The organism is Paenibacillus helianthi (assembly GCF_001909055.1).
GTDB lineage: Bacteria > Bacillota > Bacilli > Paenibacillales > Paenibacillaceae > Paenibacillus_AQ > Paenibacillus_AQ helianthi.
On the sequence record NZ_LVWI01000002.1, the window covers coordinates 339,235 to 363,674 of the forward strand.

Sequence of the window (24,440 nt, forward strand, 5' to 3'; positions counted from 1 at the left end):
GTCATTATGATAGTCACCATTCTACCGAGAGCTTTGGTAGGAATAATTCCACCTAAATCGTAATGTCTTTACGCAGATCAAGTAAGGGTTTCAAACTCATTTAGAAAGATGTACACGTACATTAAAAAGTATCTGGAGATGGCGGTTCGAAGTCTGCTGACTCCTGTTTGGGAATTTCAAAAGCAACTTGCAGCACTCGAAAAAGTAATTCTGGAAAAGTAAGAGGCTCTGGCTGAAGTTCAGTGGAATCTATCCCAGGGGGTCGGAATCAAGATTCGCCAAGGCCATAGTTTCTGACATTGGAGATGCATCGCAGTTTCATCCTCCCAAACAACTGGTGGCACACATGCCACTCAGAACAAGTTCACGAAACTAGGCTCCAAAAAACTACGACAGTCGATATTTTAAGCGGTAACATGCGGATTAGGAGGAGAATTGAACCCTCGTCTCAGGGAGTATTACGACAGAAAAAGAGTGAAGGAAAGCCCCACTAAAATAGCATTGATCGATTGCGCCAACAAGTTACTCGATCACGTGTACGCTATCTTCAGAAAGGGTAATCCTACACTCTTTAGTTTCATAAACTTCTATTTAATGGAGGTTCATTCGTTATGTGTTCAACAGTATAACTAACTTTAGGGGTATCCAAAACCGTATACATGACACACAATTAGCTGGTATTTTTATTTTTCTGTTTAGTTAGCAGTTCTACTCTGCCTTCAATCCTGAGTGGATGGCATTCAGCAGCCGGTGTGTCTTGTCGCAACTGTACTCCCAAAACATCATGCCGGCCAGGTTGTTGTTCTTCACGTACTTGCATTTGTGCCGCAGCGACTCCTCATCATCATAAGAGATGAGGCTTGAACCGTTGAAAAGGTAAGGCGCACAAGCCTCCTCATCCCAATATCGGGTAAACCCGTTTTTGTTGATGTAATCCGAGGTAAGGGCCGTGAAATCCGGCCCATAGCCGCCTGTGCTTCCGGCCATTTGAAGAAGCCCGTGATTACGATCGGGAACCTGATTCCAGATACGGGAGTAGAATGCTGCGCCAATCACGATTTTGTCCCTTGGCACGCCTGCTTGGACGAATATATGCACGGAGGCATCTGTACTAATGCGGAATAAATCACCGGTGGGAGTATATAAATTCGTATGGTGTCCGGTCAGAACTTGAAATCCTCCACGCATATCGTAGGTCATTAATTGAACAAAATCGATATAATTCTGGACCTGATCCATCTCGGTACCGTCGACGTAATACTGATCCGCTCCCGCAGCAATGGTGAGCAAATAATGCCGTGCATCCTGTGCTTCTTTACGATCCAGTGCTTCCCGCATCGTCTTCAGAAGCAGCGTAAAATTCGTCTTGTCTTCAGGACTTGAATGGATGCCGGCCTCTCCATAACAAGGATATTCCCAATCCAGATCGATTCCGTCGAAAGGAAAGTCTGTTAATACACGGAGTGCGGAATTAGCCATTCGTTTTCTTCCATCTTCCGTAGCGGCAGCTTCCGAGAACCCTCCTGCACTCCATCCTCCGACAGACAACAGCAGGTTCAGCTCGGGATGATCGCGTTTGATCTCATCCAAAACCTCCATATGCTTCATATGATCCGTGCGGATCTCATCGTTCCGGACATGTCCAAACGCCACATTCAGATGAGTCAGTTTATTCAGGTCTTCCTGTGTCATCTCCGAAAGCTTGGAATCAAGCACATAACCCGCTACAATGTACTTCTCTTTCTCCTTCATCGACTCGATTCCCCCCTATCCGTCAATGGTTGCCATACCCCGGAGAGCACCTGCAATGCCTCTTTGCCGGATCCTATTTTGTACCCTGACGCCGTATACCGGATTTGGTCCTGGCCGTCCAGCACGAAGAGATGCGGGAAGCCCGCCTCACTCGCCGGAGGCTGTGATATGAAGTCCGGCAATGAGTCATAGGCAGTATCCCGTACAAAAAGGGTGCCTTCCGGCAGCTTAGTATAGCTGGAAGGATCGAACGAAGACGTCCAGTGACCATCTCCGACAACAAGAACAACGGGGGCGCCAAGCTCAGTAAGCGGCTCTGTAAGCTCGCATAGTTCGCGGATCAAATGCTTGGAAGGCTCCCGTTCCGGTTCTATCCAGGTGACTATGGCCCCTCTCTTGCCCACCAACTCTCCTAAAGTCCTGCCAGTTCCGTCCGGCAAAGAGAATGTTCTGTCCCTGTCAAACTTGCCAAGGACCGGAATGTCCAGCGGCACCTCCCGGAATGTCAGCGGAACTTCAATTTGTTCCCCGGCACGCACCTTGAAATAATTAAAGCGTACCCGCACACTGCCATCCTTCAGACGAATGCCCGTAGTCATTCGATAGGAGCCCTGCTCCACTTCAAAAGGTTCATCATAGACATCCGATTTCCCATACGGGTAGAACAGCGTCTTATAAATACCGTTCTCCAACCGCGCGAACGTAAAATTCTCCCAATACGAGGCTGCCGGAGCTTCTGCTGCTGCTTCATTGTCCTGAATGAATCGCAGCGTTCCGGTGCCCTTCTTCTCCGGCAGCACAGATTCCGGCGTGAATACCGCATCTGCCCAGCTTCCTGCCGCCATATATTGCGGTGTATGTTCACTCGGATGCAGGCGCGCCGGAATACCGAGGCTCCGGCAAATAGCCACGAAGAGGATATCGAGGGATGCTCTGTCCCCTTTCTTCATCTGGAAGGTGCCTACTGGCGTTCCCTTGCCCTTCAAATTAGGCAGGTCCTCCCAGAGGCCCCATCCCTCATCTATCCTGCGAACAAGTTCGGAAGGATCGGCTCTAAACCTTTCGGATTCCGCTTCGGTAAACGCTGTTTGAAAAAAACGCTTATAGGGCGCAATCATTTCATACATCACGCGCGGACAAAGAACGTACTGAATAAATACTTCTTCCGGAAGTTTACTTTGGTGTGCAAGAGCACCTATCAAATGATCATCCAGCGTAGAATATACGGTATCTATCTGGTCCTTCTCATTCAGACTCTCCAGCAGCCGCAGCGGCAATATTCCATATTCGGCAGAGCGCTCCCGCAGAAAGGCAGCAATCTCGCGGCTATTCCCGCGCGCCTTTCGCAGCACATCCCATACCCGGTCCTGCGGGAGGCCGGCAGCTTGGGCCAACTCTGATGCCTGTATTTCATCCATAAACGTATCCTCATAGCTTGAACGGATCATCGTTCCTTCTTCGAGCCGGCCTTGATGCCGCTGCATCTTCTCCTGGGAGACCGGTTCCGAAACATCACCCTCCCTTTCCGGCGGAGGAATCATATCAAAGTCTGCCGTTCCTTCCGGCTGGTATATCTGTCCAAGCACAATCTCGATGTTTTCACCATCCGAGACCGTGACTCTCTTTTCTCCCCACTGGCCTGCCTTTACAACGCGGATAATCAGATCACCGAACCCTGTCTTGAATGACGCCTCACCCATTCCGTCTGTGGGCAGTGTAGCAAGCGGGTAGAATTCAGCCATATTATATAATTGGAAATGTACATAGGCCCCGCTGACCAGACAATCCTGCTCATCCTTCACTTGAACGGTGATGGTCCGCGTTCGCGCGTAGCCCTCCAGCAGATTGATTTCCGTGAACCACTCATCGGCCAGTGTGATGTCCTCAGGCCCAGGGTAATCGGCGAAAATCCTTGTATTGATAAGCATTGCCCGCCGGGCTGGCGGACTGAACCAGCCCTGATTCAGCTGCGCTTCCGGCTCGCATGCGCCGATATAATACCACTGCCCGTCAGCCCAGGCTTCCACCCAGGCATGGTTATCGTCAGAATGAGCCCAGCGCGGCGTGTAGACCTGGCGGGCAGGAATACCAATGCTCCGCAGTGCTGCAACTGCCAGAGTCGATTCTTCACCGCAGCGGCCGCGTGCATTGCGAATCATCGTCAGCGGGGAGATCGTCCGCATGTCGCTTCCAATATATGTCGCTTTTTCATGACACCAATAGTTCGTCTCCAAAATGGCTTCCGCCATGCTTAATTGCGTCGTTCGAGGCGCCAGTTGGTCATACAGAATACCGCGGGAATCCTCAATATTCTCGGTATTTACGCGGTACGGAAGTACGTAATGCAGAAACAGGTGATCCGGAACCCGCTTGCCCCAGGGAACCTGATTGCGAATGTCCAGCGTTCGGCGCACATGACTTAGAAATAATGAACCCTCATAATCAGCCAAATCATTCAGAGGCATATACGCAAATAAGTACTTAAGCGCCCATGTCTCTTCTTCGGTCAATTCTTCCTGAAAGATATCGAACAGCTCATGTTCCCTAGGCTGGGCGATCTGTCTTTTTTTATCATATTTCTGCTCAATCTGCTGCATCATTTCTTCATCCAATGAGAACACAGACGTCAGTTGGGTCATTGGTAATCACTCCTTCCATAACTTTCCGTCTTCCCTGATGCAGTAGCTTGACTTCCCGTCCGACGACGGTGCGGAAATCTGCAGCAGCCTGCGGGTCGCCTCAATCGCCGGTGTGATGCTCCACGGCTCGTTTCTCATCAATATATTCTCATCTAAGGTGAATTCACCGTAAGTTTCGAAGAAATTGCGTTCACGGTAGTACAGCTTGCGCAGCTCCCACTTAATTCGTTCATCGGGTGGCAGCTGGAACGATTCAGGGCCGTCCTCGTCTGCGAATACGACATAGCCCCACAGCTCCGGATAGTGCATATTGATAATGCCCATTGGAGACCAGACCCAATTCTCTTCAGGGTAAGGCTTGCCTGTGTCCGGGTTCAGCACCTTGCGGTATTCTCCGTCTTTGACCTCAATATGCCATTCTACACGGGAGAAATTAACACGCCAGAACTCGCCTTTTACCGGGGGACGGCCTTCAGGTGCGCACTCACGCAAGCTGGTCCACGGCATAGCCACTTCAACACTCCATTTCCGATTCGCCGCGCCCGGCTGATTCAGCTCGCCGTCAATATGCACGGCGGTCTGAAGTCCGTTAATATCCCAGCCGTTGACCGGGGGTCCGCCGTCGCGGTACGGTTTCACCAGGAAGAGGTCCCATACCGTGTTCAATGCATTGATCTCAAACTCATAATATTGGTGTGTATCCCCATCAGGATCAATAAATATCTCAAAATCATTATCATAAAAAATGACCGAATCCCGCTCCGTCAGCGTCGCCCAGATCTGATCTTCCATTAGTTCCGCTGCGAAATAGAAATATTCGTCGTCCCACAGCATTTTGGCCCGGGTCCGCTTCGCGGGCAGCGGACGAAGATCCCCTTCGATATCGACAAAATCCTCCGTCCAATCAGCTGCTGCCCAGAATGGTTTATCCACGCGCCCATCCAGGACGAGCGGCCCGGCAGCGCGCCTGCAAATATAATGCTTTGGAGCAAATTCAATATTCGGCTCTGGTACTCCGCTAAGCTTCATCTTTTCTCCTCCTATTGTTTCATTGTGTATGTCTTAAAATAGAGAGCACTCATCTCATCCCAGATCTGATGCATTTAATAATTAGACAACCTACTCAAGCATTTTAGTTATGTGTAACCACAGCGCCGGATCCTCCATACATTTCAAGCTCCTCTTTGAATTCCAGCTTCAAGACCGTAACCTGCTCATGTGTATCTTGGGGTGTCATATGAATCCACGTTGTTCCCGGAATGTTGAACCAGGGAACCCCGCCGTGAATTTCATGGGTAAGCTCTTTTCCTGAATGAAGCACGGTGATTTTTTGGATAGGGTTGCATAGTCCCTTCAGACATAGGTTCTCTTTCGGATCGTCATATACAAAGAGGTATAATGTCTTTTTATCTTTTGAAATGGTGCTGCCGCCTAAGTAATAACGGGTCATAATCCCTTCATCTGTTCCAAATACAGCTTCTTCGTGCGTTCGAATCCATTCACCAAGCCCCAGCAGAATATCTTCTTGTCTCTTGTCGATCGTTCCGTCCTCCATCGGCCCAATATCCAACAGCATGTTGCCCCCCAGAGTGATGCAATCACAGAACATTCGGATGATCTGGTTCAATGATTTGTACTGATTATCCGTAGGCACATATCCCCAAGAGCTGTTGATCGTCGTGCAGAATTCCCATGGCCCCTCCGGCCGGGTGATGGGTATCCCTTGCTCCGGCGTCTTGTAATCCCCATGTCCTTGCAGACGGGAGTTGATGATGATGTCCGGGTTGAACGATTGAAGGTATTGCTTGAACTCGGGCAAGTTCCATTGCTGGGCACTTCGTTCCCAATCTCCATCGAACCACAGCAGGTCGACCTTACCATAGTTCGTTAAAATTTCCTTAAGCTGATTATTGTTGAATTGTAAAAAACGCTTCCATTTCTCCTCATCCTGGATACCGTCTGTAGGGCTTGAGTATTTGTTCACTTTGCTCAAATCCTCAGGAACTTTACCGTCTTCATATACACTTGGATAATCAGGGTGCGACCAGTCGATCAGAGAATAATACATGCCCAGACGAATGCCTTTTTTTGTCACGGCTTCAGCATATTTTTGAACAAGATCCTGCTGGGCTGGAGTTTTTTTCACAACGTTCAGGTCACTGTATTGCGTGTCCCACAAGGCGACCCCGTCATGGTGTTTCGTCGTAAGAACCGCGTATTTGGCACCTGACTTTTCGATCAACTCAACCCATTGGTCGGCATCGAACTTCGATGCCGTGAATCCGTCCAGTTGCTTCATATAATCTTCGTAAGACATTCTCCCATTATAAAAAGACCATGATTCCGAGACTCCATTTACTGCATAGATTCCATAGTGAATAAAAATACCGAGTTTAGCTTCTTTGAACCACTTTTGCATCTCTCATTTCCCCCTTCGCTTGTGCAACCTAAATACATGCGTAATCGGCGCTGGCTCTGATACCGCATTCTCCGGTAGGCGAACAATGATCCCATTCTCCGTTCGATGAAACTGCAGGTTATCTTCTCCTCCGGCGAGATCAATCCGGCTGAATTCTTGGAGCACAGGTAAATGCAATTCCTCCTTCACCGTCTCATGTTCATCTTTATATAAGTAGAAGGCATACGTTGTATCCTTGGTTTGAGTAAAATGATAGTTCCCCACCGAATACGGCTCACAAACGCGTGTCCCATAAATCGCCTCGCCGTGAACGTTCAACCATGTGCCCATGCCTTTGATCCGGTCAATGGCTGTCTGAGAAAGTCTCCCATCAGGTTGCGGTCCGACATTTAGCGCCAAATTGCCGCCCTTTGCCACGATTTCAACCAATAAATGAATCAACTGGCGTACAGACTTGTAATTGTCCTCATAACGGTAGGAGAACGAGGTTCCCATCGTTATACAGCTCTCCCAAGGGACATTTAACGGCTGTTCAGGCAAGGTCTGCTCCGGTGTAATGACATTCTCATAGGCTCCGCCGACAGTCCGGTCAGCGGACAGCAGCCAAGGCTGTACTTCGCGTGCCTTTTCGACGACTTCTCCAAGCCGGATATCCTGGCCGCTCTCTTCACAGACCCATCCCGCATCCAGCCATAACATTTCAATGCGGCCATATCGGGTCATCAGCTCCATAATCTGCTCATGAGTGAATTTCACAAATTGCTCCCAAAGCCAAGGATATTCCTTCGGATTATAGGAAGGCCCCCGCGACGTAAAAGTACCGCGCTCCATTCCAGGTGCCCAGTATGTAGGCGTGTTCCAGTCTGCTTTCGAGAAATAAGCAGAGATGCCTAAACCTTTTGCACGGAACGCATCGAATAACTGCTTGCAAATGTCGGCATATTTGTGCGCATGGAAGGGACAAGCCGGACCTGTAACGCGGTAGTCCGTGGTGTGAGTGTCCCACATGCAGAAGCCGTCATGATGCTTGGTCGTGAAATTCAAGTACTTGAATCCATTCTCGGCAGCCAATTCTGCCCACAGCTCCGGCTGGAAGCGCACTGGATTGAACGTTTTGTTTAAACCGACGTATTGACGCTTCAGCTCATTCGTATCGACATTCCAATCGATCCCGTCGCGTGACCATTCCTCATCCTTATCGCTAAGGGCCCACGATTCTACCACACCAAGCTGCGAGTAAGGTCCCCAGTGCATCATGAGTCCCAGCTTCTGATCCTTGAACCATCCCAGACGCTCAAGCAGAAGCGGACTCTCCGGCTTTACCCACTGCTCTTCACTGCTGTAATTGTGAACCCCTTGCTCTACAACTTGCTCTTGTTCCGTCACATTCAACTCACTCATGGTATACCTCCAGATAGAAGACACATTTTCCTGTTTTGGATGACCTCACAAAATAATAGCAACTTCCCGACCATGATCTAACATCATCGGGAAGTTGTTTTTTTATGAGCTACAGAGCCTGGTTATTTGGTGGAATTCCAACGGTCATAAGCATCTTGGTAGATTTTTACGATTTTGTCGCTTTCCATTTTTTTGAGCTGATCAGTATATTTACTCCAATTATCAAGAGATTCTGCGCCCGTTACAAATTTAGCCTCCATTTGTTTCACATAAGTGTTCAGATCGGACATTAGAGCAGACACCTCAGACTGTTCATCCACCGACAGATATACACTTGGGAAAGGTACTTTGGCAATCGGTGTAAGCTTCTCTGCATTTTCCTTGTCAATCCAGTTGTCAAAATCACTCTTGAGTCCCAAGCTGAACGAACTATCGTTCACACCAGGATTCAAAATACCGTAGTTCGGCGTCATTGTTCCTTTAAATTCTTCACGGTCTTTACCGCCAGGAACTGGAAGCCATTCTTTAACATGCTTCTCTTTATCCGTATATTTCCACAGCAAATTCTCTGGACCTTGAGAGAACAATGTAGCACCTTCATAACTGTAGAGATAATCTACCCAACGCATCGAGGCTTCAGGGTTCGGGTTACTTTTTGTGATTGCAAATGTACCATTCGAAGAAAGACCTGGGTGTTTGCCGTAAACCGGTGATCCTGCAATATCACTCTTCACTGGCGTCATCAACGGATTGTCTCCACTTGGCTCACCGCCTAATGTGAAGTAAGGGTAGTAGTCGCTGAATACGGCCACTTGATTATTTTTACCCTTGGCTTTTTTCTGTTCATCGGTTTGTGAGAATGTCTCATGATCCAGCAGGTTCTCAGCCCATAGACGGTTCAAGAATGTTAAATACCCTTTGTAACCTTCTTCTTGAGGTGAAAAATGTACTTTTCCATCTTTGTCGGCATAGATTTGCTCATCGTACATATTCCAGAAGCCGAAGAAGAACATGCGCAGATCATCCAGTTTCACAGAGGTAAGTGGAATCTCGTCATCCTTGCCATTGCCATTCGCATCTTCAGATTTTACGCGCTTCAGATAAGTGTACAGTTCTTCCGTCGAAGCAGGCAGTTTATTTTCCATTCCGAATTTTTGGAGGAACTTGCCGTTATACCACATTGGACCCCGATACCATACCGCAGACAAGTCGATTGTCCGAAGCGCATAGATATGTCCATCCGGAGTAGTCATGGACTTACGTATATCCGGGTGATCGTCCAGGATCTTCTTCAGGTTCGGCGCGTAGTTATCAATGAGATCCTCAAGAGGAATAAGTACACCTTGACTGCCGTATGTTACTTGATCCGCAGGTTTAAGATCGGCAGCGTAGAATATATCCGGGACATCGCCACTCGCGAATACCAGGTTCTTTTTGGTTTCAAAGCTGTCTTGGGGTGCATTCTGATAGTTAAACTTGATCCCTGTCAACTTCTCCATCTCTTGCAAGACAACCATCTTTTCCCAATCCTGAACTCCAACATCCGGTGCCATCAAGCTCAGGGTAAGCGGCTTGTCGACGATCGGAAATCCCTCTTTTTTCACCTCCGAGCCCGTTTTTGAAGCATTGGCATTGGTGTTGCCCGCTGCATTTTTATCATCATTAGTTGAACCGCAAGCAGACAGCATGGAGCCGAACATTGTGAGACACAGCAACAGAGCCCATGATTTACGAGGCTTTTTCATTTTTAACAACCTCCCTTTAATTTTTATATATGTTCAAGATCAGCCCTTAACGGAACCAATCATGACACCTTGGACAAAATAACGCTGTAGAAACGGATAAACAGCAATGATTGGCACTGTTGAAACGATAATAACAGCATATTTGACGAGTGATGCAACTTCAGCCTTGTTGTTGAGAGCCGCCGCCGACGCTGAATCCATCGCTCCTCCTGCCTGTGCTGACATTTCCTGCAGGACAAGAATTTGACGCAAGATCAGTTGCAACGGATATTTGGATTCGTCATTCAAATAAATAAGTGCCGAGAAGTAGCTATTCCAGTTGCCCACACCGTAGAACAAAGCCATGACGGCAATGATCGGCATCGATAAAGGCAGAATGATTTTGACGAATAGCCGCATGTTGGTGCATCCGTCAATTTGGGCAGCATCCTGCAGTTCCTTCGGAATGGATGACTGAAAGAACGTCCGGGCCACAATGATATTCCAGATCGAAGCTGCCGAAGGGATAACAATGGACCAAACCGTATTCACCATCCCCAAGTTTTTGACAAGAATATAAGTTGGTACCAGACCTCCGCCGAAAAACATTGTAATCATAAACATCCCCATAAAAAAATTGCGGCCAACGAAATCTTTGCGACTAAGGGCGTAGGCAGCGGGCATCGTTACGACCAAGTTTATAGCTGTTCCAAGTAAGGTATAACATATCGTATTGGCATACCCTGTCCATATTTTTGAATTCTCAAATACGATTTGATATCCTTTCAATGTAAATCCTCTTGGCCACAGCCACATTTCACCCGACCCAACATATTTGGGATCGCTGAAGGATGCGCTTATCATATAAATCACAGGATAAGCCACAATAACCAATGCTAATAAAACGTAAATATAATTTATTATTAAAAAAACCTTATCCCTTCCAGTCTCCCTTACTCCAGATATCATCTGTCGAAGCCTCCTTCTTCTACCATAAACTGTTCTCGCTTGTGCGACGAACAATCTGATTAACAACTATTAGCAGAACTGCATTAATCACGGAGTTGAATAAGCCAACTGCCGTGGAGAAACTGTACTGCGCATCGACGAGACCCGAGCGGTATACAAAGGTCGAAATAACGTCGGAAGCTCCCATATTCAATGAGTTTTGAAGCAGCAATATTTTCTCGAATCCTACCCCAAGTAGGCTACCCATATTTAGAATCAAAAGAATTGTCATCGTTGGAACTAGGGTCGGAATGTTGATATGACGAACACGTTGAAACCTTGTAGCACCGTCAATAATTGCCGCTTCGTGGAGCTGTGGATCAACACCTGATAATGCGGCCAGGTAAATGATCGTGCCCCATCCCGCACTTTGCCAGACGCCAGAGAATACATATACCGTCTTGAACCATTTGGGATCAGTTAGGAATTGCGGAGCATCAAATCCAAGCCATTGGATGATATGAACAACAATACCCGTTGAAGAAGAGAGGAACGTAATAATCATACCTGCCATAACAACTACCGAAATAAAATGCGGTGCATACGTAATGGTCTGTGTCAACCGTTTGAAAAATCCATCTTTCACTTCGTTAAACGCAAGTGCAAGAATGATGGGAATCGGAAACCCTATGGCCAAATCGTATAGACTGATGCTAAATGTGTTCCACAGCAAATCCCAGAAGTAATAAGAATCGAAGAAGCGGATAAAATGGTCGAAACCGACCCAATCACTTCCTAATATCCCTTTTGTCGGGATAAAGTTTTTAAATGCGATTTGGATACCGTACATCGGACCATAGCTAAAAATAAGGAAGTAGAAGAACGCCGGGGCGATAAATATATAAAGTTCCCAGTTTTGAATAATTCTCTTCCATGTTTTATTACTTTCTTTCCGCCTTTTCTGAAGCTGGCTGCTCATGAGCAACCTTTTTGTACCCTGCATAGTATCTCCCCCTTCAGAACTAAGTTCTTTTTCGTCTAGCTACTTGATCTGTATCAGGATTTAAATTTTGCTAGCGCTTACATAAACACTAGTTCTCAGGCGCTTGTTCGTAAATATGTCATTTTGGATAGTCAACAAAAATACATGCCAACTGTAATTCAGTCACTAATTAGATTAAATACATCTCATTTCAATGTGTAGTTTTTGTTAAAATCCTTGATATTCATGACATGGCGCAATTTCGACCTATTATTTTAACCTTTTATATTCGATTGTCGGTTTTTTTTCTTGAACCTTTCTATTTAAAACAAGAATTACATGTACTACTCCTAAGCTGGAATATAAAACTCGCTTGTGATTTTCAGCTAGACTTATTAAGTACCTAACCTTTTATACAGACCCAGCAGTAAAAAATAAAAATACCCAGTAAAAGTACCTAGGCATCTTTATTTTTTCACAATTTAATAATCATTGCTGATATCGACGAACGTTTGCTGATGCTGCGTATTACTTGGATTTATCCACTCCGGTGCAGGTTCAATATCTCGTTTGACTATTTCGAACATCGAATCCACTTGATGTACAGCCGTTTGCACGTCGGTCGGGAACAATATCCGAACTCGGTGATCCTTAGCCTGATTGTCTATGGTCGAAGCAATTTGCAGCCCCTTGCCTTCGCGCTCCAGAGTAATCACAGTCCGGAGCTTAAGGATCACAGTATCTCGGCTCCGCTGAGCCTTGCGTTCCGGATAATAAACCAAAGCACGCTGCTCCGCATCTAATCTCTCATCAGCTGAAGAAGGGATTTCCCAATGATGTTTGATCTCTATAGCAGCACGGAAAGCTGTATCTTCAAGTACACGGATTTCTGCAGCCTGGCCTTGTGTGGTCAAGGTGCTCTCACCTTCAGGCTGTTTATACATGTATTCATTGCCAATGTCTCCGGTATTTTCATAAATCCCAAGATCACGGTATGAAATCCCTCTCAGCTTATCCATCAGAGTAAACGAACCATCCTCTCCGATTTCTACCCGGAGGCTGTCATTCTCCATTACTCGGTTACCGGATAGCAGGCTTAAATGTTCAAGAGTGGGCCGCGACGACTGTACCCAAGCATAGCTGCGAAGTCCCAGCGCAGGCACTTGCATAGCTTCGAACGTCACTCTTACCCTGCGGCACATATAGGACTGCCGGAATTTATCATCTGGCAGATCATAGCCAAACTGCAGCCCCAGATCTTCTAAGGTACAGGGTACCGCTTCTCCATGTTGATCCACCAGCATTCGTCCACTGAGATCGATCTCCTGCATTCTTCGGCAGGTCTCCTGCAACGTAAAGCCTTCACGGAGATAAAGACGGGCTGCATCCAAGTCAACAGTTACTGTTCCTGTACGTCTCCAGCCCGACGTATTCATCACTACAAAGGGCAACGCATCGTCTCCATATTCCGTAAAAATCGATGTATCTACAGCATCAGCGATATACTTTGCACAATCTTCAACGATGCTTTCAGCAACGTGGCGGCTTTTATCAAACCTGGTGATCATCTCACGGTGCACTTCATCTACACTGCACCCGCAAATACTATCATGCGGATGATTCTGCATTAAGGTCTTCCAAGCATAGGTGAATAGATGGTGGGGATAAACTTTACCAGCAAGATTCGCGATGGAAGCTAGCGGCTCCGCTACCTTTTCCAAAAGGGACTGTCCTACCTGGTTCATCTGTTTCAAATAAATGCGCGCTGAAGCTGTGTTCACAAGTGTGCCCCATCCATCCGTACGTCGACTGCGAAGTTCACCCATGACTGTAGATAATCCGGGATCTACAGACGACTGCTGATGGTTAAGCTCCGCAATCAAGGCACTTAAATAATCAGGGAAGTTCGAATGAACGAAATCCACGTTCGGGTATAAGGCCTGGGCTGTACGGATAGCCTCTGGCAAATCAAGCTGCAGCGGCTGATGGTCACAGCCATTCATGAACAATAGCTGATCTGTTGAAGCATATTTTTCTGCATCTGCCAGCTTCCTGTCCCAGAAAGCCCTGGCCTCTGCTTCATCCGTTGGCACTTCATTTCCGTTAGAATACCAGTTGGCAAACAAAATCCCGAGTACTTTGGAGCCATCCGGGCCTTCCCAGATCAGTTCAGAGAAGGAGGACTCATAATCTCCTCAGAAACCGTATTATTGAATCCTGTAGGCTTCACTCCGCGCCCGAAGAAAACGTTGGTGATGCCGGATTGCAGCATAAGCTGCGGAGTCTGGCCCACCAGGCCGAACGTATCGGGAAAATAGCCTATTTTTGCCGGTTCCCCGTACCGTTTGGCATCCTGATGTCCGATTTGCATGTTACGTACATTCGCTTCTCCGCTTGTCAGAAACGCATCCTGTAAAATATACCAGGGCCCGATCAGCAGACGGCCTTCCGTGATACATCTCTCCCAGTCTTTCCTTGTTCTCCGGACGAACCTGAAAATAATCCTCCAGAATAATCGTCTGTCCATCCAGATAGAAGCTTTTAAACGCTGAATCTCCTTCCAGCTTATCCAGCAGCGAATCCATCAGCTGTACCAGGCGGACGTGATGCTTCTCAAAGGGTAAATACCATTCCCGGTCCCAGTGTGAATGAGAAACGATGTGAGCCGTTCTTTTGCTAGTCATAGTCTATCCTCCTCTTTTCTTAAGCTTCTTCTAACGGATACAACTTCATATAATTGAGGAGCTCTTCCACTGTAGTAAAGGCCAGTCCGGTCACCGTATCGGCGCAGCCATAGTAGATAGCAATTCGTCCTGTTGCCGAATCCGTCAAAGCCGCACAAGGGAAAGTCACATTAGGGACATCTCCCACACATTCGTACAGGGTTTCAGGACCGAGAATATAGTTGCGCGAGCGCGCCTTAACCTTCCAGGGTTCAGCAATGTCAAGCAAGGCGCAGCCCATGCGGTACACATACCCGTTACAGGTATTAATTACGCCATGATAAATCAGCAGCCAGCCCTTGTCCGTTTCGATTGGCGTAGGACCCGGTCCGATCATGAATACTTTACCTTGTCGTAAAGAAGTCATTAGAGCAGAAATCCTGCGACTGAGAATGGAGCGTGACAGAATTATCGAACGCAGAGAGTGAACAAGAACCGTTCGTCGTGAAGTCGGTACAAGCATCATTCCAAGCGTATCGGAAACCTCGAATCTACACGAAAAAGAGGCACCGTTAGAGGCACCGTTAGCAAAATGTTAGCAATCCATCTTAAAAACAAACAAGGGTTCCAGCTCTAATGAGCTGAAACCCTTGTTCTTCTAGTGCCGAGGACGGGGGTCGAACCCGTACGGTACTCACGTACCGCAGGATTTTAAGTCCTGTGCGTCTGCCTGTTCCGCCACCCCGGCATGTTTGGTGCGTTGTTTAACGCGACAAGAAATATGATATCACGTAACTTGTGAATACGCAATCAAAATTTTCGTTAAGTTGTGCTTAACAAAAAGACCCGCTCAGCCGGAGCTGCTGCGGGCCGCTTGTATTGCAGGACTAGCGGCGTTCGCGTTCGCCGCTTTTGCTTCTCATGCCAGCCAGACCGAGCAGGCCGACCAATCCGAGCCAGCCCCAATTGGAGCGGTTGTTGTCGTTGTCTGTTGCGTTGGTCGTCGTGCTTGTGGCCCGGTATCTGCCAGTTGTCGTGGTGTTGGACAGTGGAGAGACAGTGGTGTTATCACCAGTGCGGATCTTGTCTCTCATGATCGTATCATTGTTACGCAGGGTGCCGGTGGTGTTATTCATCATATGGTCATTGGTGGAAGAACCGTTATATACCGGTGCCGTTCCACCCATACCGGTAGTACCGGAAGCACTGGATGCATATCCTACACCCAGCAGACTCATGGACAATACAGTGCCGCAGGCAAGACTTGTTATCAGCTTGTTCAAGATGTGATACCCCCTTGTGTGGTTTGTCGCTGATAATTTCCCCCTTAGGCGCCTAAACTATGCAAGTAATTTTTACACAGTCACCACATTCACTGTCTTGCTGACAGGATCATAAGAAACCTTGGCCCCGAGCGCTTCAGCCAATGCCCGCACGGGAACATAGGTGGTTCCATTATCCAATACCCCAACCGTAAGCTTAATCCCATTCAGATTAATAGTAACTTCAACATCCTTGTTCACTTCAGGCTCACCTCCGGTGATCCGGCTTAAGGTTTCCTTAACCTGCTGGGCGGTCGGACGCTGACCTTCCTTAAGCTGTGCAATAGTCAGGCCAAAGGCCATCTGCAAATGCGAATAATCCTTAAAAGAAGTCCAGTCCCCACCCCATTCGAGTCCTAGCTTTTTCGCTTCCTGCACGACCTCCTGCCAGTCTGCCAGCTTATCTCCATTCCCATCTCTGTTCATGTCCCAAGAGACGTTCTGCCCATCCGGCAGCAGCAGCGCGAAGTCCATCGCCAGGCCATAATTATGATAGCTGCTGCCTCCCTTGGCATTGGTTACAATGCTGCCCTTCTTGGTTCTCCCTTGTGCGTACAGCGCATTCTGTTCGGCTATGGTACGCATGCCCTGAGTAATGACAATGGAGATCCCTCTGGCATAACATCGCTGTATCAGGACATTTGCAGCCGCCAGCAGGACGGAATGAAGACCGCCGATCCGGTCTGCCGATTTACTTTTCAACTCATCTATAGTCAGCATCGAATCCCCTCCTGATATAGTAAATGCCCTAGAATCCGCCGTTGCTTGTACCTTCTTACTTCATTGTAAAAGAAAAAACCCCGAACGATGCGGGGCCTGAGCATCTTGCCTATATGAGTGTGCGTTTACCACCATCTGCCCGCCGCTTTCCGGGATGATTTCTACCCAAACAGGCTAAGATAAAAGTGAAAGGTGGGATAACAGCATGGACATCCACAGTGACAGCTACAAAGTCGCGGCATTGAGTGAACAGGAGGATGCGGTGGAGATCATCCGCCAGGCCGAAGCGGCAATTGCTCAAATGAACGGCAATAAGCCCGTGACCCTGATTGCTTATGAGAGAACAGAAGCCCATTCCACAAATAGAGAATAGGGCTTCATCTAATGGGTCAAGGCTGGCCCTCAGACGATGTATGCCTCCACAATATCATCCACATCAATCCACTTCCATTCCTCCGCCCACTGCAGCTTGATCTCGCGCGAGTGGGTGTGAATGGAGGTCACAAAGCCGTTCAGCTGCTTATTCTCAAAAGCATCAAACAACACCACCGTTACCCGGACATGACTCCGCAGCGATAGCGCCAGCGTGAACTCAATCTCCTCCAGCTTCTGCTCGTTCAGAACCGGCTTCATGCGGCGAAGCATTTCCCGCTTATCATTCCAAATCCGGCTCTTGTGCTCCGGCAGCATCATCCGGCTGCTCTCCCATAGGCGGTTCCCTTCCAGCTTTTCTCCCATTGCCGTTCCTCCTTCCATGGTGTTCTTAAATCGTTTTACAGGTTGCATTCCCACCATACACGAACGTATGTTTGTATTATACGCCCATCTCCGCTTTTTAATCAATCACAAAATAATGTATGCAGCCGCAATAGAATGACAAGAGTGAAGTCCAGACGTTTTAATCTCTGTCTGGTACGTTCCCAATAGCTAACAAAAAGACGCTCACAGTTATTCTGTGAAGCGCCTTTGTTTGTGCCTTAATGTAAGGAAGTCGCTTATGCGGCATTCCTTTTTTACTTAACGTCAGTGACCGAAGTACCTGAACCAGACTTTGTATTCTTGTCCTTAGTGTCTGTATTTGCTTGTGTGTCTGCAGCGGTGCTAGTATCTGTACCAGACAATGTTTCTTCCGCCGCACTCCCCTTCTCGATCAGTCCTGCGGCTACTCTGGCTTCATTCAGCTTGGAGATGCCGTACAACATCGCCACATCCGCTTGCTGGTTCATATCCTTGAACTCATCGGCTGTAACGTCTGGGGAAGCCGCACTTTTCGAGGCCTGCTCCTTGATGGAGTACGCGCTCTGAAACGCAATCATTGAGTCTTTTAGCAGCTTTTGAATATTCTCTGGCAGGCTTTTGGAAATTTTCACATCTTTGACTTCATCAGCGATATCCGAAGCCGTGTCCTGAAATTGATCTATTGCCTTTTCCAATTCCTTGTCCGTTGCTTTTCCTGATGAAAATGAGGTTAAGGTTGTGTTGAATGCGTCCAACGAGGATTTTCCCATTTGATCAAATTTTGTCATTTCATTATAAAAGCTTTGTACCTTCTCCTGCACTTCTTCGTGGGAAGCTGGTGCCGAATTATTGCTGCAGGCGCTTAGAACCATAACTACCATTAGTAATACTGCCAGTAAGGCTTGTCTCATATTTAAAATCCCTCCAATTAACAGAATAATATCGAGTATTGTAAAGTGCAACTGAAAATAATGTAAAAATAGCAGGAATGGTATATTTGGCGGAATTGAAGCGTATCCATTCAGTGAAAACAAGTAGAAACGGTGATTCGTCCTTTTAAGGGAACTACCGTTTCAGCGAGAAATAGAAGGATAATGTATAGCGTTGAGCATATAAATTCCAAAAAAAAGACCGCCAGCAGTGTCTGGAAATCTCTGTTTATACTATAATGATTGCAACATGATTAATAGAGAGGAAGATTGCGATGCCTTATTGCACTAGCTGTGGCGCAGAATACAAGCAAGGCGCCAAATATTGCGGAGAATGTGGAGCAAGTACTGAGGGGGATTCAGCCGCACCCATACGCCGTTCCTCGGCTGGAGCTGCACCCGGATCGGGTTCAGGACCTGAAATCGAACTGTGGCAGGGCAAACCGGCCGGTATTTCCGACCGCCTCAAAGGCATTATACGCCTGAACACAACTACATATACGATCACCAGCCAGCGTATTATGGTCAAAACCGGACTGATTGGCAAAGACGTTGAAGAAATCGAATTGCTGCGGGTGAATGACTTCTCTGTCGACCAGTCCATCATGCAGCGTATTCTCGGCATTGGAATCCTTACGGTATTTTCGGATGATGCTTCATCGCCACAGTTGATATTGCGCAGAATCCGCCATCCCCAAACCGTAAAGGATGCGCTCCGCAAAGCTGTGCGCGATGAAAAAATCGCCAATAATATCAGCTACCGCGAACAAATCTAGACACCGCCCTGCCTTTTAGGGAAGATAGAATGCCCCGGCTGGAATGACGCCTTTGACCTGTCTGGGGCTTTCCCACATCAGAACTGCCCGCGCATCACCTTGGTTTTCATAATACTCCACCTTCAATTCATGCAGCTTCCCGGCAATCAGATTCACCATACCCTTCCGTTCCTGCCCGCTCTGCTTCACCCAGCTATCAATGACCAGCACCCCGTCTATCCACACCCGGATACCATCATCTGAGGACGAATATATCGTATAGCTCTCTGTGTAGGCCGCACTCAGCCTGCCGCTCCAGCGAACAGAGAATACATCGGCTGGAAGTGCCGGATCGGGAGCTGACAGCCGCCAGACAAAATTAATATCTGCATCGGTCCGCGTAACCGCGGGTGTTCCGCTAAGCGTTGCATTACTGTAATATTGCCCATATAACCCCGGCATAGGGGCTGCTTCAGGCATAGAGGCATATATTGCCGCCTTTGCCGTATATTCATCCAGGGTGAACACAAAGGAATCCTTCATAAAAGACTTGATCGCCACATCACTGTTCTTCTCAAACAGCAGCTTGCCCCAGTTCATCTGGTAAGACCATTTATTCTGGGACTTGGCCAGCACAGCCGGAGGCGGAAGCTCCCCATTTTCACCAATGGCAATTAGTTTGCCGCGCCCCAGCTCCCATAGAGAATCTTGATGGCTAGCCTTGAAATCCGCATCATAGATATCCATTGCCAGTACGTCCACTCTGCTGCTGCCCGGATAATAGCTGGCCGGTTCATCTGACCATTGGTTTTCGGCATTGGGGCTCCACACCCACAACAGATTATGAAGTTTATGATATGCCGTATACCGTTCGAACATGATGTCCCACAACTGGCTGAACGAGCTTTTCCTCCCCCACCAGAACCAATCGCCATTCATCTCATGATACGGCCGCCAGAGCACCGGGACACCTGCATCATTCAGTTTTTTTAACGACTCGGCTGTCTTGTCCAGATCCGTAATCAGTGCATTGTACTGGACAGTACCCGGCGAAATATACTTGGCAAAATCTGCGTCACTGAGACTCATCTGGACATTCTGCCACACCGGAGCTGTCCCCGGCAGATGGGCATGATACGTCAGCGTCACTATTCCGCCCGCTTTATTCCACTTAATCGCACTATCGACCACCGCCTGCCGCTGGCTGTCGATTTGCTGTACCGTCTGGTTCTCAATAGCTCCCAGCTCATAGCCGTGGATTGCCGCATATTGACCGCTAAGCATCTTCAGCTTGCTGCTGAACTCATCGGGGCTCTCCAGATAATCATGTTGCCCGCTGAGAATTCCTTGCCCTTGCAGCCGGTATAACGTTTTCAACAGCTTCACTGCCGTGGGAGCGAGCGCAGCATCTGCCGGAGCCATCAGCACATTTCGAAAGGCTGCCTGCCACTGCACATCACCTACCAGCCGTGAGGCGGAATCCAGTAAATCCCGAAGTATACGTGATTCCATCTTTTCCACCATCCTATCCCTTTTTTCTACATCATATGGGGATGTGTAGGACAAATGCACGGCGAATCGACATGAAATCGGCATACCTAACCCGCACGGAATCCAAAAACCATATTCAAGCTATGTATATTCCTTTTCAGCTATCTGGAATACCTCATTGGCAGCAACCCGACTGCACTCACCTTGGCTAGAGTTCCCTCTACAGGAACAATCACCTTGCAATCCTTGCCGTAATCGGCAATCAGCTCTCTGCACATGCCGCATGGGGAGACAACTTGGATCTCCCCTTCAGCATTATCGGGATCGGGATGTCTTACCGCAACTATCGTATCAAACTCCTTGTATCCCTCGGATATTGCCTTTCCGATCACCATCGCTTCCGCACATACGGTAACTCTGGATAGACTGGCCTCCACATGAACTGCGGTGAAGATCTCCCCCGTCTTGGTCCGGAGAGCCGCTCCCACATGATGTCTCTCCCATTCATAGCGCTTCTTGATGATTTCCTGTGCGCAGGCAATCAACGTCTGATTTTCAGTATACTAAATGGGGCGGGATTTAAGATATACTGGTTAAGTCTACGTTTGGCGAAAGCATAGGCTCACAAAACTTAGGCTTATGCTTGCGAAGCAGTTTTGTACGAAGCTGTATTTAGAAGCATAGGCTAACAAAACTTTTAGGGGGCAGCAAAGTGAAGTCCAAGAAATTCATCCCAAGTTTCATCATCGTCCTGCTGCTCTTGGCCGCCGCTTACTGGTTTGAGGAGAAAGGGCCACTGCCTGGCAGTCAGTCTACTACAGGAGACACTGATGTTATCCAACTGGTGTTCCCCAGTGACCGTTACCCGGAGACAGCCAGGCACATTCAGGATGCCATCCGAAGTGGAGAGTCGTCCATTTGCACCATCGACCGGCAGGAAGCCGAAGAGAACCGCAAAGAATCCTTGAAGGGGATCCCGACCAAAAAAGGATATGACCGCGACGAATGGCCGATGGCCATGTGTGAGGAGGGTGGCAGCGGTGCTGACATCGAATACATAACGCCTAAGGACAACCGCGGTGCCGGCAGCTGGGTGGGCAATCAACTGGAGGAGCTGCCTGACGGCACGCGGGTGGAGTTCATGTTCAAATAGCCCGGCACCGGCCGTTGGTGATATATGATTCGTATCAGCTTGCACGCTGTATCACCCGGCATGGCTTACCTTATCCCGCCGCCAGGCCAGAATTCGCTCCACCCGAAAAACCCGGGGTCCGCCGGTTGTAAAACAAGTTGTTCTGAGAAGCCCGGCTTTGTGTCCGTGAACTTTTATTCTCCGCTGTGTAATTTTGCCTGCCTTATCTTCGTATATAATTTCAACCACCTCACCGATCAGCTTTTCTATATCCTTCGGGCGCAAGTGAAGACCCTCCCTTCGAAGAAACAGAACGTTTGTATGTATTATATGCAAACAGATGTTCTGTATTCGATGATCTGCGAAAAAAGACGCATTATTAAAGAAATAGTCCTATCCGGCATTCGCCAGACAGGACCACATTTGCAGATTGAAATACTATAATGCATTCTAGAATATACAGGCTCTAGTGATAATAACCAGCAGAATGAACAGTACCAGAATCGCACCTGTCGAAGTAAAAGGGCTACAAACCGGCACTACTGGAGGACCTTGATTTACTCCACCGACATTATTACCACAACCGCAACCATAATCTGCTCCCATAGTTAATTCCTCCTCTTAAATATTGACTACAGCACAGAATATGTTGCAGGCTAATGTGCTGCATGGGCCAATTGGCAAAGAAATCCCATTCACCTAATCAATTGTGTGAAGAAAGTCGATATACAATAGGAATGCTCCTCTTCAAGCCATGCTCACAAAACTTAAGACTATGCTTCCGAAGTGAGTTTTGTACGAAGTAGGACAGGAAGCCATGCTCACAAAACTTTTAGGAGGTGTGAAATGGATATCGCCGCTTTATCCGTATCATTGGGTCAGGCTAGTCTTCAACAGGCTGCAAGTCTGCAAGTGCTCAGCATTGCCAAGGATCAGGCAGAGGTTCAGGGACAGAATATGGCTCAAATGCTTGAACAGAGCGTACACCCTAACTTGGGAAAAACACTTGATATTAGAGTTTGATTGCTTTATGCTTAGATACATAAGAACACAGGTTCGCGTCAACCTTAAGCCCTTCGGGCTTTTCTTTTGGCCATAAATACGAACATACGATCTTGTATCTGAGGTGAATCAAATGCATTCTTACTATCAAATGACGGCTCTGGAGAAGTGGACGGAAGATTTATATGAACGGTTGGATATCCGTAAGCCGGCACAAATTTCGATTGCATATATTGCCGAGCGCCTGAATATTTGGGTCCATTATTTGGATGTGAGGAGCAAAGGGATTGAGGCCTCTGCCGGTATGTATAGCATGTTTATCGACAACCGGCTTCCGGATGAACTTCAGCGCCTGGAATTTCTGCATGAGCTCTGCCATCTGCTCCGTCATGCCGGCAGCCACACACTGATGCCTGAGCAATTTAGTCAAGCGGAGAGGGATGAATCGGAACGCTTCATTCTGTATGCGGCAATGCCTTACTCCATGATTTCGAAGATGACTCTGCCTGAACTCCGTGAAGATGCGATTCAGGAGCTTGCTGCTGCTTTTCAGGTTCCCTGCGAGTTGGCTCTGCAGCGGATCGATCAAATTCAGCGGCGTGTGTTCCAGGGCCAGTTGATTGCTGTGATGGAGCGAAACGAGGACAGAAAATTAAGCCACAGACATATTCGGTAAATGCAGAGGAGATAATAATGCAGACATGCATTTATCTGAGATCAGAGCCTATAGGTATCAAGAAATTACCCTTAGGGGGGAGCGGTATGGAAGCCATCGAAGTTATCCACTTGTTGTTGACCCATCCGGATTACAGCGTGGACGCAGTACACCCCGAAATTCCGGATTTTGTGGGCATCGAAACCATTGAAGTGAACCACGAGACCCAGACTTTTTCCATTCTCCTGCAAGAACCGCAAGAAGATTAGTAACTTATGCCATAGCGTTGCCCGGTTAAAAAGCGGCCCCGCCGTCATCCGGCAGGGTCCAAATATCTGAATAGGAGGGCCCCGCCTTCTTTTCCGAAATCATCTGTTATCTGCTTCTGTACAATACTCCTCATACAGCATCGGCACCACAGCATACTTGTCGAGTTGGCAGCAGTAGATCACATCTGCATCATCCCCCCGCTCACGCAGTTCACGTGCACTTGCTGACTCCCTGATCAGCCTCTCTATCTTATGCTTCGAGTATTCATAAGCTCCTGCACAGACCTCCGCTTCCGGCGACTTGCTTCCTTGAAGCTGCGAAATGATCGCTCCTGCAGCCAAGTAGTCTTCAATGCCGGGACGCAGGTTATTTTCCTGATTGGCCGCATCGGACCACTTCTCCCCGCAGGCAATGACAGTGATATTTCTATTCAGCTTTTGAACAAACCGTTGGGCGGATTTTGCCACAGCCGAGGCGTTCAGCAGACAGCCAATGAGCAAAGTGGGAATCTGTGAGGCTGCAGATGTGCACAAAGCCCCGTTCAATGAGCACATGACATAATTACGTGCCCGATCTCCCGCTCCGAAAGACAACGGAGACAGCGAATGCCCGCCCTCTCTAAGGGCTTCTGCTCTTCCCCACACCATTTCTGCATTCTTAGTTTGGGCGTAAGCCTTGGCTTGCTCATTTAGGGGTGGCGGGTACGGGTATATGATTGCCTGATGCTGCACCGCAGTCACCACCGTGGAAGAAAAACTGAGCACATCCACGATAATCACTATATCCCCACGCTGCGAAGCTGCACGAGTCCCTCTGGCCCCCCACTCCAGCTTAATTTCATAATCCATTTGGTCATAAAACAAGAAATCTCCTCCTTAATGACAGATAGTCCACACCA

General features: G+C 48.0%; 22 protein-coding genes, 1 tRNA gene and 2 pseudogenes. 6 read left to right on the forward strand and 19 right to left on the reverse strand.

Going from position 1 to position 24,440, the window contains the following annotated elements:
- Positions 1–708: 708 nt before the first annotated feature.
- The 13 genes and pseudogenes from A3844_RS04230 to A3844_RS04290 all read right to left on the reverse strand — a co-directional run bounded on the left by A3844_RS04230 (position 709) and on the right by A3844_RS04290 (position 16,570).
- Positions 709–1,752 (reverse strand): glycoside hydrolase family 18 protein, encoded by a 1,044-nt coding sequence (locus A3844_RS04230; protein WP_074085609.1) that lies wholly within the window; start codon positions 1,750–1,752, stop codon positions 709–711.
- Positions 1,749–4,391 carry a transglutaminase-like domain-containing protein gene (locus A3844_RS04235; RefSeq protein WP_074106713.1) on the reverse strand — a complete coding sequence of 881 codons (2,643 nt, stop codon included), beginning with the start codon at positions 4,389–4,391 and terminating at the stop codon, positions 1,749–1,751. Before A3844_RS04235 ends, A3844_RS04230 begins: the two co-directional genes overlap by 4 nt.
- Positions 4,392–4,397: 6 nt before the next feature.
- Positions 4,398–5,420, reverse strand: a complete 1,023-nt coding sequence (locus A3844_RS04240) for a carbohydrate-binding family 9-like protein (protein WP_074085611.1) — start codon at positions 5,418–5,420, stop codon at positions 4,398–4,400.
- 103 nt (positions 5,421–5,523) lie between these two features.
- The gene (locus A3844_RS04245; RefSeq protein WP_074103160.1) at positions 5,524–6,810 is read right to left on the reverse strand and encodes an alpha-L-fucosidase; all 1,287 of its coding nucleotides are present in this window, start codon (positions 6,808–6,810) and stop codon (positions 5,524–5,526) included.
- A 3-nt stretch (positions 6,811–6,813) separates the two neighbouring features.
- The gene (locus A3844_RS04250; RefSeq protein ID WP_074106714.1) at positions 6,814–8,211 is read right to left on the reverse strand and encodes an alpha-L-fucosidase; all 1,398 of its coding nucleotides are present in this window, start codon (positions 8,209–8,211) and stop codon (positions 6,814–6,816) included.
- Between the two features lie 122 nt (positions 8,212–8,333).
- On the reverse strand, positions 8,334–9,956 hold the full coding sequence (locus A3844_RS04255; RefSeq protein ID WP_074085613.1) for an extracellular solute-binding protein: 1,623 nt from the start codon (positions 9,954–9,956) through the stop codon (positions 8,334–8,336).
- 39 nt (positions 9,957–9,995) lie between these two features.
- Positions 9,996–10,904 (reverse strand): carbohydrate ABC transporter permease, encoded by a 909-nt coding sequence (locus tag A3844_RS04260; protein WP_074085614.1) that lies wholly within the window; start codon positions 10,902–10,904, stop codon positions 9,996–9,998.
- A gap of 19 nt (positions 10,905–10,923) precedes the next feature.
- Positions 10,924–11,862: an ABC transporter permease gene (locus A3844_RS04265; RefSeq protein WP_244169690.1), complete on the reverse strand. Its 939-nt coding sequence runs from the start codon at positions 11,860–11,862 to the stop codon at positions 10,924–10,926.
- A 497-nt stretch (positions 11,863–12,359) separates the two neighbouring features.
- Positions 12,360–14,549, reverse strand: a pseudogene (locus A3844_RS04270) (alpha-mannosidase); the annotation flags it as partial.
- Positions 14,550–14,568: 19 nt separating this feature from the next.
- A pseudogene (locus A3844_RS04275) lies at positions 14,569–14,922 on the reverse strand (glycoside hydrolase family 130 protein); the annotation flags it as partial.
- Between the two features lie 268 nt (positions 14,923–15,190).
- Positions 15,191–15,276 (reverse strand) — tRNA-Leu (locus A3844_RS04280).
- A 139-nt stretch (positions 15,277–15,415) separates the two neighbouring features.
- Positions 15,416–15,811: a WGxxGxxG family protein gene (locus tag A3844_RS33355; protein WP_074085616.1), complete on the reverse strand. Its 396-nt coding sequence runs from the start codon at positions 15,809–15,811 to the stop codon at positions 15,416–15,418.
- A 72-nt stretch (positions 15,812–15,883) separates the two neighbouring features.
- Positions 15,884–16,570, reverse strand: a complete 687-nt coding sequence (locus A3844_RS04290; protein ID WP_074106715.1) for a M15 family metallopeptidase — start codon at positions 16,568–16,570, stop codon at positions 15,884–15,886.
- A gap of 205 nt (positions 16,571–16,775) precedes the next feature.
- Here A3844_RS04290 and A3844_RS32660 point away from each other — a divergent pair, with 205 nt between their 5' ends.
- Complete coding sequence (locus A3844_RS32660; RefSeq protein ID WP_167374625.1) at positions 16,776–16,943, forward strand: hypothetical protein; 168 nt, start codon at positions 16,776–16,778, stop codon at positions 16,941–16,943.
- Positions 16,944–16,972: 29 nt separating this feature from the next.
- On the opposite strand, the gene A3844_RS04295 is transcribed toward A3844_RS32660, so the two are convergent.
- Both A3844_RS04295 and A3844_RS04300 read right to left on the reverse strand, forming a co-directional pair.
- Positions 16,973–17,308, reverse strand: a complete 336-nt coding sequence (locus A3844_RS04295; RefSeq protein ID WP_074085618.1) for a YolD-like family protein — start codon at positions 17,306–17,308, stop codon at positions 16,973–16,975.
- Between the two features lie 275 nt (positions 17,309–17,583).
- Positions 17,584–18,219 (reverse strand): hypothetical protein, encoded by a 636-nt coding sequence (locus A3844_RS04300; RefSeq protein ID WP_074100413.1) that lies wholly within the window; start codon positions 18,217–18,219, stop codon positions 17,584–17,586.
- Positions 18,220–18,512: 293 nt separating this feature from the next.
- Between A3844_RS04300 and A3844_RS04305 the strand changes: the two genes are divergently transcribed.
- Positions 18,513–19,013: a PH domain-containing protein gene (locus tag A3844_RS04305; RefSeq protein ID WP_074106716.1), complete on the forward strand. Its 501-nt coding sequence runs from the start codon at positions 18,513–18,515 to the stop codon at positions 19,011–19,013.
- Positions 19,014–19,028: 15 nt separating this feature from the next.
- Here A3844_RS04305 and A3844_RS04310 read toward each other — a convergent pair whose 3' ends face one another.
- Together A3844_RS04310 and A3844_RS04315 are read right to left on the reverse strand one after the other, a co-directional pair.
- Positions 19,029–20,504: a glycosyl hydrolase gene (locus A3844_RS04310; RefSeq protein ID WP_074100415.1), complete on the reverse strand. Its 1,476-nt coding sequence runs from the start codon at positions 20,502–20,504 to the stop codon at positions 19,029–19,031.
- 140 nt (positions 20,505–20,644) lie between these two features.
- The gene (locus A3844_RS04315; RefSeq protein WP_074085622.1) at positions 20,645–21,028 is read right to left on the reverse strand and encodes a cytidine deaminase; all 384 of its coding nucleotides are present in this window, start codon (positions 21,026–21,028) and stop codon (positions 20,645–20,647) included.
- Positions 21,029–21,195: 167 nt separating this feature from the next.
- On the opposite strand from A3844_RS04315, the gene A3844_RS04320 reads away from it, so the two are divergent.
- Positions 21,196–21,636 carry a NucA/NucB deoxyribonuclease domain-containing protein gene (locus tag A3844_RS04320; protein WP_074106717.1) on the forward strand — a complete coding sequence of 147 codons (441 nt, stop codon included), beginning with the start codon at positions 21,196–21,198 and terminating at the stop codon, positions 21,634–21,636.
- 51 nt (positions 21,637–21,687) lie between these two features.
- On the opposite strand, the gene A3844_RS04325 is transcribed toward A3844_RS04320, so the two are convergent.
- Positions 21,688–21,900 carry a hypothetical protein gene (locus tag A3844_RS04325; protein ID WP_143186142.1) on the reverse strand — a complete coding sequence of 71 codons (213 nt, stop codon included), beginning with the start codon at positions 21,898–21,900 and terminating at the stop codon, positions 21,688–21,690.
- 561 nt (positions 21,901–22,461) lie between these two features.
- Between A3844_RS04325 and A3844_RS04330 the strand changes: the two genes are divergently transcribed.
- From A3844_RS04330 to A3844_RS32665, 3 genes are all read left to right on the forward strand, one after another.
- Complete coding sequence (locus tag A3844_RS04330; RefSeq protein WP_074085624.1) at positions 22,462–22,638, forward strand: YjfB family protein; 177 nt, start codon at positions 22,462–22,464, stop codon at positions 22,636–22,638.
- A 112-nt stretch (positions 22,639–22,750) separates the two neighbouring features.
- Positions 22,751–23,293, forward strand: a complete 543-nt coding sequence (locus A3844_RS04335) for an ImmA/IrrE family metallo-endopeptidase (protein WP_074085625.1) — start codon at positions 22,751–22,753, stop codon at positions 23,291–23,293.
- Between the two features lie 86 nt (positions 23,294–23,379).
- A complete protein-coding gene (locus A3844_RS32665; protein ID WP_167374626.1) occupies positions 23,380–23,541 on the forward strand; it encodes a hypothetical protein in 162 nt (53 codons plus the stop codon).
- Between the two features lie 99 nt (positions 23,542–23,640).
- Here the strand turns inward: A3844_RS32665 and A3844_RS04340 are convergent, their stop codons facing one another.
- On the reverse strand, positions 23,641–24,405 hold the full coding sequence (locus tag A3844_RS04340; RefSeq protein ID WP_244169678.1) for a 2-phosphosulfolactate phosphatase: 765 nt from the start codon (positions 24,403–24,405) through the stop codon (positions 23,641–23,643).
- Between the last annotated feature and the right edge of the window lie 35 nt (positions 24,406–24,440).

Bases quoted from the DNA above. Each gene is read 5' to 3' on its own strand.
- A3844_RS04300 (WP_074100413.1), bottom strand. From the start codon at position 18,219: ATGAGACAAGCCTTACTGGCAGTATTACTAATGGTAGTTATGGTTCTA.
- A3844_RS32660 (WP_167374625.1), top strand. From the start codon at position 16,776: ATGGACATCCACAGTGACAGCTACAAAGTCGCGGCATTGAGTGAACAG.
- A3844_RS04290 (WP_074106715.1), bottom strand. From the start codon at position 16,570: ATGCTGACTATAGATGAGTTGAAAAGTAAATCGGCAGACCGGATCGGC.
- A3844_RS04265 (WP_244169690.1), bottom strand. From the start codon at position 11,862: ATGAGCAGCCAGCTTCAGAAAAGGCGGAAAGAAAGTAATAAAACATGG.
- A3844_RS04260 (WP_074085614.1), bottom strand. From the start codon at position 10,904: ATGATATCTGGAGTAAGGGAGACTGGAAGGGATAAGGTTTTTTTAATA.
- A3844_RS04255 (WP_074085613.1), bottom strand. From the start codon at position 9,956: ATGAAAAAGCCTCGTAAATCATGGGCTCTGTTGCTGTGTCTCACAATG.
- A3844_RS04305 (WP_074106716.1), top strand. From the start codon at position 18,513: ATGCCTTATTGCACTAGCTGTGGCGCAGAATACAAGCAAGGCGCCAAA.
- A3844_RS04235 (WP_074106713.1), bottom strand. From the start codon at position 4,391: ATGACCCAACTGACGTCTGTGTTCTCATTGGATGAAGAAATGATGCAG.
- A3844_RS04230 (WP_074085609.1), bottom strand. From the start codon at position 1,752: ATGAAGGAGAAAGAGAAGTACATTGTAGCGGGTTATGTGCTTGATTCC.
- A3844_RS04310 (WP_074100415.1), bottom strand. From the start codon at position 20,504: ATGGAATCACGTATACTTCGGGATTTACTGGATTCCGCCTCACGGCTG.
- A3844_RS32665 (WP_167374626.1), top strand. From the start codon at position 23,380: ATGGAAGCCATCGAAGTTATCCACTTGTTGTTGACCCATCCGGATTAC.
- A3844_RS04250 (WP_074106714.1), bottom strand. From the start codon at position 8,211: ATGAGTGAGTTGAATGTGACGGAACAAGAGCAAGTTGTAGAGCAAGGG.
- A3844_RS04295 (WP_074085618.1), bottom strand. From the start codon at position 17,308: ATGGGAGAAAAGCTGGAAGGGAACCGCCTATGGGAGAGCAGCCGGATG.
- A3844_RS04335 (WP_074085625.1), top strand. From the start codon at position 22,751: ATGCATTCTTACTATCAAATGACGGCTCTGGAGAAGTGGACGGAAGAT.
- A3844_RS04245 (WP_074103160.1), bottom strand. From the start codon at position 6,810: ATGCAAAAGTGGTTCAAAGAAGCTAAACTCGGTATTTTTATTCACTAT.
- A3844_RS04330 (WP_074085624.1), top strand. From the start codon at position 22,462: ATGGATATCGCCGCTTTATCCGTATCATTGGGTCAGGCTAGTCTTCAA.
- A3844_RS04240 (WP_074085611.1), bottom strand. From the start codon at position 5,420: ATGAAGCTTAGCGGAGTACCAGAGCCGAATATTGAATTTGCTCCAAAG.